Raw genomic sequence first — 12,719 nt, 5'->3', positions numbered from 1 at the left:
ATACATATGATGAGTTCCTGAAAACATATGCAGATACCATCTACAATCTGCCAGAATAATTAAAACATAAGAAACGAAGTTAGAAAATAATTTTGGAGGCAATATATGAGTGCACAAGGTTTAAGTAAGCAGTCGAAAAAGAAAATGATTACTTTCGCAGTCATCGCAGTAGCGGTCATTGTAGCAATCATTATCTTAAACGTACTGACAGAAGGCAAACTGCTCAACCCGAAGAACCTGAAAAACGTTCTTGCAGGTTCCGTAGTTCCGACATTAGTAGCTTTTGGCTTTTTGATCGTATTTACCGGTAACGTAACAGACCTTTCCCCTGGTGGAATCGTAATCTTAGCCTGTACAGCAACCGGTCTTCTTGGAAACGCATACGGCGTTCCGGTAATGGTAATCGGCGGTATCGCAGTTGGTGTTGGATGTATGCTGTTAAACTTCTTAGTTTACCGTATTACAAAGATCCCGCCATGGATTGCAGGACTTGGCCTTTTGATGGTATATGAGGCGATCGCCGTAAACTATGCAAACAGCGTAGCTGCAAAAGGACAGAAAGTTGTTGTTATGAACAATGACATCCGTTTCTTAGGACAGCAGCCGGGTATCTACATTTGCTGGATCATCGGTATCGTTGTTGCATACATCATCTTTAATCACACATCACTTGGTATCAACTACCGTGCAACCGGTGACAACGAAGATGTAGCAAAGGTAATGGGTATCAACGTAGATAAAGCGATGATCCTTGGCGGTATCGTAGCAGGTGCATTCTTTGGATATGCAGGTGTTATCAAAGAGAGCTACGCAGCATTCGTAAATGCACAGTCAGGTCTGACCAGTTTAAGTACCACATTCCAGCCGATGGCAGCAGCGTTACTGGCACTTGCTCTGGCAAGCTCCATCAATGTTATCATTGCGGTACCGATTTCAACATTCCTGATCACACTGATCTTTAACGTGTTGACATTATTTGGTGTTCCGTCTGGTACATTCCAGGATTTCATCCTTGGTGTTATCGTAATCCTGTTTGCTATCTTAGCACAGCGTAAAGTTAAGGGGGTTGTCAAGTAATGAGCGAAGTATTGTTGAAAATTGAAAACCTTAACAAAAGTTTTGGAATTACACATGCAAATGTAAATATCAACTTTGAGTTAAAAGCCGGAGAAGTTCGCGGACTTGCCGGTGAGAATGGTTCCGGTAAATCCACACTTCTGTCCCAGATCGCAGGTCTGTACGGAAGTGATTCTGGAAAAATGTACATCCGTGGAGAAGAGTATTCTCCGAAAAACCCGGTAGATGCCAACAACCATAAAGTAGCAATGGTCGTACAGGAGTTGGGAATGATCGGTTCTCTTCCGGCAAGCATCAATATCTATCTTGGAAAAACAAAGAAATTTATCAAAATGAACGACCTGCAGGATCAGGCAAACGCAGTTTCCGATCGTTGGGGACTTCCGAGAGTAAACCTGAAACGTATGGCAGGCAGCATGAATATTGAGAACAGAAAAATGGTCGAGCTGATCCGTGCACTGGCAGCTGATCCGGACATTCTGATTCTGGATGAGGTGACACAGTCACTTTCCCACGATAACCGTAAAGTTTTATATAATCTGATCGAAAAATTCAAAGGCGAAGGACGTTCCATCATCCTGATCTCCCACGATCTGGACGAGGCAATCCAGCTGACAGACTCCATCTCCATCTTACGAGACGGTGAGCTGCTTGAGACAATTTCCAGTGAAGGTCTGAACGAAGACATTCTGAAACGCAAAATGGTAGGTCGTGAACTTGGCGGCGCTTACTATCGTACCGACTGGGAAAACGATTATGATGACGAAGTTGTATTTTCCATCAAAAACGTTACAACAGAGGGCGTAAAGAACTTAAATGTAGACTTACATAAAGGTGAGATCCTTGCATTCTGCGGACTGAGTGATTCCGGTATCCACGAAGTAGGTCCGATCGCGTACGGTCTGACCACACCGAAGGAAGGCGAAGTATTCCTGAACAAAGACAATGTCAAGATCACACAGTCTATTCAGGCACTGGAGCACAAGATGGCTTACGTTCCGAAGGATCGTGACGGCGAGGCTATGATGATGAAGACAACCATCATGAGAAACTTTGTACTTCCGTCCATCGAGGATGTTGCAGGAAAAGCAGGTTTCCTGAATTACGCACAGTTAAAGAAAATGGCAGAGGAAAACAGAAGATCTTTCCATCTGAAATGTACCGGCACCAACCAGAACGTAAACGGTCTGTCCGGTGGTAACAAACAGAAAGTAAACTTAGGAAGATGGCTTGCAAAAGATCTGAGCATCCTGATCGTTGACTGCCCGACACGAGGCGTTGACGTAGGTGTCAAAGCATATATCTATGATTGTCTGAGAGAAGCCAAGAAAAAAGGTATCGGCACAATCATGATCACCGATGAGCTGGTAGAGGCAATCGGTATGGCAGACAACATTGTAGTTATGAAAAACGGCGAAGTTAAGAAAACGATCGGACGTAGTTCCGGCTTCAACGAGGAAGAAATTATTGAGGTGATGGTATAATGAAAAAGCAGGGTAAAATTCAATTACTGGATATTGTGCCAATCTTTATTCTGGCAGGTATCTTTATTATCTTTACTGTCGCATCAAACGGTGCAACATTATCATCCTACAACTTAAAACTGCTCTGTACAAACGTGGTTCCGGTCATCATCGGAAGTTTGGGATGTATTTTCGTTATCGCACTTGGTGGTACAGATATTTCCATCGGTGCAAGTGCAGCTCTCTGTTCCAGCATCGCAGCAGTTATCTCTGGACAGACAGCAGGATGGGTGGCAATTCCGGTCACAATTATCCTTTCTACCGCTTTAGGTGCACTGATCGGTTTTATTGTTACAAAATTCCATGTAGGATCCTTCATGTGTACACTGGCAATCCTGATCGCAGGACGTGGACTGCTGAACTTTATGCTTCAGCAGAGCTCCATCGCAGCACCAAAAGGAATCAGCTTTGTAACATCTTTTGCATTTACAATTATTCTGCTGATTGCTCTGATCGTGATCGTATGGTTTGTATTTGAGTATACCAAATTCGGTTTCTACTGCAAATGTATCGGTGAGAACGAGAGAACCGTTCACTCCGTAGGTATCAACGTAAAGAAAATCCGTATCATCTGCTTCATGATCTCCGGTCTGATGGCAGGTATCATCGGTCTGGTACAGATCTGCCGTGTCGGTGGTTCTACAAGTACACTGTGTAATATGCTGGAGATGAAGGTTCAGATGGCGATCTTCCTTGGCGGTATTCTGACAACCGGTGGTTTTTCCGCAAAAATTTACAAACTGATCATTGGTTCCTTCACAATCGTAGTTATTGAGAACGGAATGATCATCCTTGGTGTATCCAGTGCCCTTTCAGAGGCAATCGAGGGAATTATCCTTGTTGCAATCCTGATCACAACTGTATACTGCAGCAAAGTGGCAGTAAATAAGGATCTGAAGATGGCAGCTCTGGCAGACAAGGAGAGTGTTGCAGAATCTGCGGCTCACTAATGAATGTTATTGAAAAATAGCGTCATACTATAAGAGATGAATTTATGCACTGGCAATGATTGCGTGTGTAACATTGTCAGTGCGTTTTAAATTCATAGGAAATTACAGAAATTCCTATGAACAAAGCACTTCGTGCAGATAATGCACATTCGCACAAGAGAAAATTATTGCGTTGCAATTGTGCTCAGCGCGGACAAGAAAGATGTGCTATTCAAAGATGATTATTACGGAAGTGCGCAATAGCACACTTTCTTGATAATAATAACGGAATCTGATGGAAAAGGGTTAGGTTCTATTTTTTTTGACTTTTTTGTTGTTGAAGGGAGTTTTATTATGGAAAAAAACAAAAAAAATGGCAACTCATTGGTAAGTTTTGGTAAAGCCGGATGGGGTACGATCATTTTCTGTATGGCAATGTTCTGGTTCTTCGTAGGATTTTGTACAGATGGTAACAACATTACAGCACCGGCAGTAGCGGAACATCTTGGTATTCAGTCCGGAACAGTTCTGCAGATGAATTCTTACGGTGGAATTCTTGGTGTTATCTTCTACATTGCATTTTCCCAGCTGACCAAAAAGATTGGCGCCAGAAAAGTGGCAGCGATCACACTGATCATCTCCGGTGTTGCATATATTGTTATGGGTAACTGCCCGAATCTTGCAGTGTATACCATCGCTTATACCTGTCTGATCGGTTCTATTATGTCCGCAGGTTATGTGGCAGGTGGTGCGCTGGTAGCACAGTGGTTCCCGAAACGTAAAGGTGTGGTTATGGGATATACAACCATGGGATTAAATATCGCATCCGCAACCTGGGTTCCGATGATGACACTCATCATTGCAAAAATGGGATTTGAAAAAGGTGTTATCGTTCCGGGCGTTTTAGTAGCAGTTCTTGCAGTAATCGGTCTGGTATTTATGCGCGATACTCCGCAGGAACGTGGTTTAAATCCGGATATGGTATCTGACGAAGTGTTTAAAGCAGAGTACGATACAGACAGTGCAGAAGATGACAAACGCTGGACGGTTGGAAAACTGTTAAAAACTCCGGCAGTATGGACAGTAGGTATCGCAACAGGTCTCTTACAGTGCTGTTCTACCGGTGTTATGAGTCAGCTGGTGGTACGAAACCAGGAGCTTGGAATGTCTGCAACTCAGGCAATTTCCATGATGACCGTTATTGCTGTCGTTGGTATCTTTGGTTCCTGGTTCATCGGAATTCTGGATGACAAATTCGGTACAAAGAAAGTTATGATCCTGTTTTGTATCTGGTATGCAGCAGCAATTCTTTCCAATGTTACCAATACCACAGCAGGTATGTATATCGCAGTTATTATGATTGGTATTTCCATCGGTGGTTCCGCAAACTTTATGACATCCTTCCCGTCATCTGTATTCGGACGCCATGGTTTTGAGACTGTAAACAGTGTCATCTTCCCAATTCAGTCTATTTTGACTGCAAGTGCATTTATGATCAACGGTATCAGCTTAAATGCAACCGGAAGCCTGAGATGGAGTTATCTCATTCTTGCAGTGATTGCTCTGCTCAACATCATTTTCGTTGGTCTGACAAAAGATCATCAGTTCAACCTTGACTGGAAAACAACTAAATAAGGAATAAGAGGTTGTTGCACAAATGTGTGACAAATCTGCAACAAAAATAATTGAAAAATGCGTTGACGCAACAAAAAAGTCAGAAAAACCGCACAAATGCGCCATTTAAAACTGGCACAGAATTTGCAATATATAAAGTAAGTAACAAGGTATCATAAAAAGGAGGATTATAATATGGCGAAAAAATCTCTGGTTGCCCTTGTAAAAGGAACAGACATTCAGGAGAATGTGACCAAAGTATTCGACCTTATGGGTGGAGTAGAAAACGTAATCAGAAAAGGTTCCACAGTTGTATTGAAACCGAACGCAGGACATGCAGAGCCACCTGAGACATCTGTATGTACGAACCCGGAAGTAGTTCGTGCCGTTATCCGTGAGGTGAAAAAAGCGAACCCGAAACGTATCATCGTTGCAGAAGCAGCTGCAATCGGATGTGATACAGAGGAGTGTTTCCGCGTAAGTGGAATCGCTGCTGTAGCAGAGGAAGAGGGCGTTGAATTAAAAGATATCAAACGTGACAAAGATCTGGTAAATGTTGCCGTTCGTGGTTACCGTTCTAATATCGATCATGTATTACTTCCAAAATTCTTAATGGAAGCAGATCACCTGATCAACCTTCCGATCCTGAAAGCACATGCCAGCATGGTATTCTCAGGAGCATTAAAGAACATCAAAGGTGTCGTACAGGATAAAGTACATATGCAGATGCATCAGCAGAACCTGACTATGGCTATGATGGATGTATGGAGTGCATGTCGTGCCGATATCAACATCATGGATGCTATGCGTGCAGCAAGTGGATACAGCCCGCATATGCCGGTTCCGATCGAGACAAACATGATTCTTGGTTCCAAAGATCCGGTTGCTATCGACCGTGTGGCCTGTGAAGTAACAGGTATCGATACTTCCTGTGTAGATTACTTCAAAGTAGCAAAAGAGACAGGTCTTGGAAACTACGACCTGGAGGACATCGAGGTTGTTGGTAACACCATCGAAGAAAGCTATAAAAAAATGTGGATTCCATATATCGGTGACATGAGCACACGTTGGCCGGAATATGATGTAAAATGTGAAGGCGCATGCTCAAGCTGCCAGGCACTTCTTGCAATCAATATGGAAGAACTGAAAGCTGTTAACGAGTATGACAAGAACGCAGGTATGACAGTTGTTATCGGTGGAAAGAACGAGATTCCGAAGGATATTCCGGATGAGAAGATCGTACTTCACGGAAACTGTACAAAGAAATATCTGAAAGATCATCCGAATGCATACTGGATCCTTGGCTGCCCGCCAAATGAGCCGGCACTGTATCTGACCGTTCAGAGAAAAGAAGTCATCAATGGTATGGGTGACCAGGAGGAAGAAATCATCCGTCCATGTATGGCAAGAGACGCAGCAGTATGGCGTGACTTTGTATTCAAAGCTGCTGACAAATATTACGAGGAGCATCCGGACGAGAGATAATGGAAGGATACGTGTATGTAGACATGGATCAGAAGCTCCGCAATTTGCTGAATACCATTTTTACCGATGAATTCATGGAGGAAAATACTAATTTTTCTAATTTTGAAGGATTTCAGTATTCCAGCGCAGTTATCACGAACTGGAAAGCCGATAAAATGGTTTACGCTCAGCTTCTGATGGATAACTTCGTAAAAGAAAGTACCAGATTTTCATCCTGGGAAGAAATGGTACAGGTAGCGGCAGAACAAAGATTCGGTGCTGCAGCAACCGCGTAATTCATAAATATTACCGAAAGGTGTATTACTTTCTCTATATAAAATGCCCCGCCGGCTGGCGGGGCATTATTATTGCTGTGAATGCTGTGAACGATGCGTTATCATCACGATTTCATCGGGGGGGGGTAAAATGTTATACAATTTTATTTTCCGTGAAACCGTGGATGGATTCAGATTTAATTTCTTTGCCGCTTTTCTCAGACTTCCGCAGGAAGTAAGCGCTTCTTCAATCAGCTGTTTTTCAAATTGTTCCACCGCACCGTAGAAATCTGTATCCAGAATGGTGTGCACCGGTGGAAGACTTAAGTTCAACAGACTGGACAGAACGGAATCTTCGATCGTGCCTTCTCCGGCACTGCATAATATCACGTACTCAATAATATTTTCCAGTTCACGGATATTTCCCGGCCAGTGATAGGTTTTTAACAGATTAAGCTGCTGATTTGTGAAAGCAAAAGCGCAATGATATTTTTCCGTATATTTCCGGATAAAGGTGTTGCACAGTGCTTCCAGATCCTGCAGGCGCTCTCGCAGAGGCGGTACATAGATCGGAATAACGTTTAACCGGTAGTACAGATCCTGTCGGAAGGTGCCGTTTACAATCTTTTCTTTCAGATTGGAGTTGGTTAATGCGATAAAACGGATATCCAGTTTGATGGGATGGGAACCGCCGACCCGGGTAATCTCCTGCTGTTGGATGGCACGGAGCAGTTTGACCTGTAGTTCCATTGGCATATCACCAATCTCATCCAGCATTAACGTACCGTGATTTGCCTGTTCAAATAATCCCTTTTTGCCGTTTGGATTCGCACCGGAAAAGGCACCTTTTTCATAACCGAACAATTCGGATTCCAGCAGGTCTGCCGGAATGGAGGCGCAGTTGATTTTGATGCAGGGTTCGTTTTTTCGTGCACTGTTTTGAAATATTTCATCGGCAACTACTTCTTTTCCGGCACCGGATTCGCCGGTGATCAGTACGGTAGCATCTGTCGGTGCAATATGTCGGATCAGATTCCAGATATTGGCCAGAGATCCGTTTTTTCCGATCATAATATTTTCCGATGAGACTATGGAATTGTCATTTGTGTCGGGGTTACTTGAACTGTTAGGAGCTACTTGTCGGAGTTCCTGCAGAAATGTCTGGAAATCTGATTGAAGGTCGCGAAGTGTGATGAGAGAACGGTGACAGACTACGATTAAATGAAGTTCGCCGTTTTCGTTGAATATAGGTGTTCCTGCCAGATATCCACGCAATGGCGGATCTGTTTTATAAGTCGTGCATAGTCGAAACGCACTTTTATGTGTTGTTATAATTTCCTGAATGACGCCGCCGGTGTAGAGCCTGTCCTGGCCCTGCAAGTCTTGTATTTTGTGGTTCAGGATTTCTTCCGGGAGAATGTGTGTGCTCTGGGCAAAGGCATTGTTTATATACAATACCATTCCGGTTGCATCGCTGATTAAAATGCCATCGGTCAGATGATCGATGGCAGATTTGTAATCAATATTTCGTAACTGAAACGTATGAAGAGCCTGTAAAATATCCTGAATTTTGCGCTGTGCAGATTCGTTCTGAGTAGACGCTGAGATGTCGGCAAGCTGTTCACACACATTGGATATAATAATTTGCTGATTCATCATGATTCTGACGCATTATTCCTTTTTGTTTGGATAGTCAATATTGTATTGTTTAATTTTTCGTGAAATGGTGGAAGCATTGATATTCAGTTTCTTGCCTGCTTCCCGAAGGTTTCCGGAGGTCTTTAATGTGGTCTCCAGAAGATTTTTCTCAAACTGGGCAACCGCGCTGCTGAAATCCATGTCTGCGGTGATTGTCGGCTCCTGTTCCTGAGAAATATTTAACAGTCCTGCAATGATGGAATCGTCTACCTGTCCGATACCGGAACTGCAAAGCACCAGATACTCAATAATATTCTCCAGCTCACGGATATTGCCCGGCCAGGAATATTGTTTTAGGTAGGTTAACTGCTGTTCGGTCAGAGAGAACGGACGGTTGTATTTTGCAGAAAAGACTTCAATAAAGCGGTTGCACAATGCTTCGATATCTGCAACACGTTCCCGCAGAGGCGGAACATAGATCGGAATTACGTTTAAACGGTAATAGAGATCCTGTCGGAAGGTTCCGTTTGCTATCTTCTCTTTTAAGTTGGAGTTGGTCAGTGCAAGGAAACGGATATCCAGTTTGATGGGACGGGAACCACCGATTCTTGTGATTTCCTGCTGCTGGATCGCACGCAGTAATTTGACCTGCAGATCCATTGGCATATCACCGATCTCATCCAGCATCAGAGTTCCGTGGTTTGCCAGCTCAAAAAGTCCCTGTTTTCCCTTTGCATTTGCACCGGAAAAGGCACCTTTTTCATAACCGAATAATTCGGATTCCAGAAGGTGTGCCGGGATTGCCGCACAGTTGATTTTTACAAATGGTTTGTCGTTGCGGTTGCTGTTTCGGTAGATCTCATCCGCAATGACTTCTTTACCGGCACCGGATTCACCGGTAATCAGAACGGTGGCATCAGATGGTGCTACATGACTGATCAGCGTCCAGATATTGGCAAGGGTTCCGTCTTTGCCGATCATTTCGTCATTTAAGGATTTTTCTGATTCTGCACAGGAATTTTGCGGATTCATCTCCTGAATCTCTTTGATAAAGGTGTTGAAATCTTCTTTCAAGGACTGCAGGGACACAATCGGTCGGCTGCTGGCAATGACCTGCTTAAGCGATCCGTCAGAGTCAAAGATTGGTGTTCCGGAAGCGTATCCGGTCAGCGGTGTGCCGTTGGCATAAGTCGTAGAGAGACGGAATGCCGGTTTTCCGGTGCTTAAAACATCCGGAATCGCGCCGCCGCTGTACAGCTTATCCTTTTCAATCAGATCATAAATGTTATGGTTAATTACCCGTTCCGATTCAATCCCTGTGTTGCGTGTGTAGGCAGGATTTACATATAACACATTTCCTTTGTTGTCTGTGATAAAGATACTGTCGTCAATCCCGTCTACCACTTGTTTAAAATCGATTCCCTTATCTAAAAAATAATTTAACTGGTGATCAATGTTTTTCAGTTTGTCAGCAAGATCTGCATCAGCTGTTTCCGAAATCAGCTTTTGCAGCATTTGCCGAACCTGGTAAATGGCTAAATATTGATTCATATGTATACAATCCCTCCCCTGGGGTTTTAACTGTTCTGTTATTATAGCAATTTTTAACAATTTTGTAAACAGTCGTTGCAGGTCTGTTCGAAAAATGCAACAAAGGAAAAAAGAAGGGTGTTTAAAAATTGCAACAAAAATGATATTATTTTGAAAAAATGGAACAGTAATTGCTGTAAAATGCCCGATTTTCTGCTAGAATATGGGAAAAATGGAAAAAACAAAACTGGCACAAAAATTGCTGTATATTATAATTAAAGTAAGATGTTGGGGTCAAAAGATGCTATACGAATTGTAACTGGAGGGCAAATCATGGATGTAACATATTTATCAGATATATTAAAGAAAGTTTCGGAAAAGAGCATGGATGTGGATACGGCACTGGAGTCTTTGAAACATTTGCCGTATGAGGATATCGGCTATGCCAATATTGATCAGCACAGAAATCTTCGCACCGGAGAGGCAGAGGTGATTTTTGGACAGGGCAAGACACCGGAGCAGATTGCAGGTATCGTGAGCCATATGATGCATGACAATGCAAGGATTCTGGTGACACGGGCATCTGCAGAAGCTTATGAGGCAGTAAAAGCGGTTGCCCCGGAAGCGGTATATGAAAAACTTTCCAAAATCATCATGGTTGGCGCGATGCCGGAGCCGAAAGCAGAAAAAGGAACCATTGCAGTAGTGACTGCGGGTACTTCCGATATTCCGGTGGCAGAGGAAGCAGCACTGACCGCTGAATTTTTCGGTGACAAAGTAGACCGTGTATACGACGTAGGTGTGGCAGGTATTCATCGTCTGTTTGGCAAGATCGACCGGATCCAGAGTGCAGATGTGATCATCGTGATCGCAGGTATGGAAGGCGCGCTGGCAAGTGTCGTCGGTGGTCTGGTGGAAGTGCCGGTGATCGCAGTACCAACCAGCGTAGGTTATGGCGCAAGTTTTGGAGGACTGGCAGCATTACTTTCCATGCTGAACAGCTGCGCGAATGGAATCGGTGTAGTAAATATTGATAACGGATATGGAGCAGCATGTCTGGCAAACAAAATCATGAAGAGGTAGGAACATGGCAAAGGTAAAAGAGTCAAAGGTGGAAAAACAGCAGAGATCCGATGCGGCAGAACAGGCGCACAGACTGGCACATGAACTTGGACTGGATCATGATCATTTGCATGAGGAAGGCACATCTCATGAGCATGGTCATGGACATCATCATCCAAATTCCAAGGCAGTTTCTAACCGCTTGGCAAGAGCCATTGGTCATCTGGAGGCAGTAAAACGGATGGTAGACCGGGAAGATGACTGTTCGGAAATTCTGACGCAGCTGGCAGCGGTTCGTTCTGCGATTAATAATGCCGGAAAAGTAATTTTGATGGATCATCTGAATCATTGTATCATAGAAGCAGTTGAGGACGAGGATTACGACAAGATCAAAGAGTTTGGAGATGCGATCCAGAAGTTCGTGAAGTAGATTTTTTTGAGTGAGGGAATTTAAAATGAAGAAAGTATTATATCTGGAATGTAAGACGGGAGCAGCCGGGGATATGCTGATGGGGGCATTATACAGCCTGCTCACAGAGGAACAGAAAACCATATTTTTGAAAAAAATAAATGCAATCAGCGAAGAAGTGCACGTAATTCCGCAGGAAACATGCAAACAGGGAATCGGTGGCATTCATATGAAAGTTGAGATCAACGGGGAAGAAGAAGGCGTTGAGCATACTCATGAGCATCATCATGATCATGGAGAGATGCATGAGCATACCCATGAACACAGTCATTGTGTAGAACATACCCATGAGGAAGTCCATGTACATACTGATGAGGATGGTCATGGACACGATCATGCTCACGAAGATGCACACGTACATACTCACGAGGATGGTCATGGACACGATCATGCACATGAAGACGCACATACCCACGACCCTCACCATGAAGATGGACATATGCATGCACATCGTCACGGACATCATGCACATACAAGTGTTGCGTCCATTTTGGAAAAAATCAGTTCACTGGATCTGAGCGATATCGTAAAGAAACATGCAGAAGGCATTTACCGCGCTATCGCAGCCGCAGAGAGTACCGTTCATCGTACCGATATGGAGCAGATCCACTTCCATGAAGTTGGTTCTGTGGATGCGTTAATTGATGTGGTTGGTAGCAGTCTTGCCATCGAGATGCTTGGCGTGGATGAGATTCAGGCTTCTCCGGTCTGCGTGGGAAATGGCACTGTTCGCTGTGCACACGGTGTACTTCCTGTTCCGGCTCCGGCAACCGCAGAGATCATCAAAGGCATGCCGGTATATTGCAGCAGCTTTGACGGGGAATTACTGACACCGACAGGTGCCGCTATTTTAAAATACTTTGTTGAAACATTCACAAGACAGATGAATATGGAAATTGAAGAAATCGGATATGGTTTCGGCACAAAAGAATTTGAACAGTTAAGCTGTGTAAGAGCTTTTCTTGGATATCAAAAATAGAGATGACTGATACCTCTGTAAGTGTTGAGGTATTTCCGGATAAATAAGTGAAAGATAACAGCTCATATATTACGTTACAGTTCACTCATCACATGTATTCAGGTAATGACCATGCTTGCATGAGGAATTAGCTGGATACATAGTGATGAAGGGAGCGCC

11 protein-coding genes are annotated in these 12,719 nt (G+C 43.7%); 9 read left to right on the top strand and 2 right to left on the bottom strand.

Annotated features, from left to right (window positions below; all coding sequences use genetic code 11):
• Nucleotides 1–105: 105 nt before the first annotated feature.
• The 6 genes from LG34_RS13865 (at nt 106) to LG34_RS13840 (ending at nt 6,903) form a co-directional block, all read left to right on the top strand.
• Nucleotides 106–1,077 carry an ABC transporter permease gene (locus tag LG34_RS13865; RefSeq protein ID WP_109216589.1) on the top strand — a complete coding sequence of 324 codons (972 nt, stop codon included), beginning with the start codon at nt 106–108 and terminating at the stop codon, nt 1,075–1,077.
• Complete coding sequence (locus LG34_RS13860) at nt 1,077–2,561, top strand: sugar ABC transporter ATP-binding protein (RefSeq protein ID WP_109216588.1); 1,485 nt, start codon at nt 1,077–1,079, stop codon at nt 2,559–2,561. The genes LG34_RS13865 and LG34_RS13860 overlap by 1 nt, the downstream gene beginning before the upstream one ends.
• Nucleotides 2,561–3,550 (top strand): ABC transporter permease, encoded by a 990-nt coding sequence (locus LG34_RS13855; protein WP_109216587.1) that lies wholly within the window; start codon nt 2,561–2,563, stop codon nt 3,548–3,550. Before LG34_RS13860 ends, LG34_RS13855 begins: the two co-directional genes overlap by 1 nt.
• A 333-nt stretch (nt 3,551–3,883) precedes the next feature.
• A complete protein-coding gene (locus LG34_RS13850; protein WP_109216586.1) occupies nt 3,884–5,164 on the top strand; it encodes an MFS transporter in 1,281 nt (426 codons plus the stop codon).
• A 174-nt stretch (nt 5,165–5,338) separates the two neighbouring features.
• Nucleotides 5,339–6,628 carry a DUF362 domain-containing protein gene (locus LG34_RS13845; protein ID WP_109216585.1) on the top strand — a complete coding sequence of 430 codons (1,290 nt, stop codon included), beginning with the start codon at nt 5,339–5,341 and terminating at the stop codon, nt 6,626–6,628.
• Nucleotides 6,628–6,903, top strand: coding sequence for a hypothetical protein (locus tag LG34_RS13840; protein ID WP_109216584.1), 276 nt, complete (start codon nt 6,628–6,630; stop codon nt 6,901–6,903). Before LG34_RS13845 ends, LG34_RS13840 begins: the two co-directional genes overlap by 1 nt.
• Nucleotides 6,904–6,972: 69 nt before the next feature.
• Here LG34_RS13840 and LG34_RS13835 read toward each other — a convergent pair whose 3' ends face one another.
• Both LG34_RS13835 and LG34_RS13830 read right to left on the bottom strand, forming a co-directional pair.
• Nucleotides 6,973–8,541 carry a sigma-54 interaction domain-containing protein gene (locus tag LG34_RS13835; RefSeq protein ID WP_242979909.1) on the bottom strand — a complete coding sequence of 523 codons (1,569 nt, stop codon included), beginning with the start codon at nt 8,539–8,541 and terminating at the stop codon, nt 6,973–6,975.
• A 12-nt stretch (nt 8,542–8,553) separates the two neighbouring features.
• Nucleotides 8,554–10,071 carry a sigma-54 interaction domain-containing protein gene (locus tag LG34_RS13830; RefSeq protein ID WP_109216583.1) on the bottom strand — a complete coding sequence of 506 codons (1,518 nt, stop codon included), beginning with the start codon at nt 10,069–10,071 and terminating at the stop codon, nt 8,554–8,556.
• Between the two features lie 312 nt (nt 10,072–10,383).
• Here LG34_RS13830 and larB point away from each other — a divergent pair, with 312 nt between their 5' ends.
• From larB to larC, 3 genes are all read left to right on the top strand, one after another.
• The gene (gene larB, locus LG34_RS13825; protein WP_109216582.1) at nt 10,384–11,133 is read left to right on the top strand and encodes a nickel pincer cofactor biosynthesis protein LarB; all 750 of its coding nucleotides are present in this window, start codon (nt 10,384–10,386) and stop codon (nt 11,131–11,133) included.
• A 106-nt stretch (nt 11,134–11,239) separates the two neighbouring features.
• Nucleotides 11,240–11,542, top strand: a complete 303-nt coding sequence (locus LG34_RS13820; protein WP_333491117.1) for a metal-sensing transcriptional repressor — start codon at nt 11,240–11,242, stop codon at nt 11,540–11,542.
• Nucleotides 11,543–11,567: 25 nt separating this feature from the next.
• On the top strand, nt 11,568–12,560 hold the full coding sequence (gene larC / locus LG34_RS13815) for a LarC family nickel insertion protein (protein ID WP_109216580.1): 993 nt from the start codon (nt 11,568–11,570) through the stop codon (nt 12,558–12,560).
• The last annotated feature ends 159 nt before the right edge of the window (nt 12,561–12,719 follow it).

Source organism: Eubacterium ramulus (assembly GCF_003122485.1).
Taxonomy (GTDB): domain Bacteria; phylum Bacillota; class Clostridia; order Lachnospirales; family Lachnospiraceae; genus Eubacterium_I; species Eubacterium_I ramulus_A.
The sequence above is the reverse complement of the archived record's forward strand: the minus strand, read 5'-3'. Positions and strand labels throughout refer to the sequence as shown.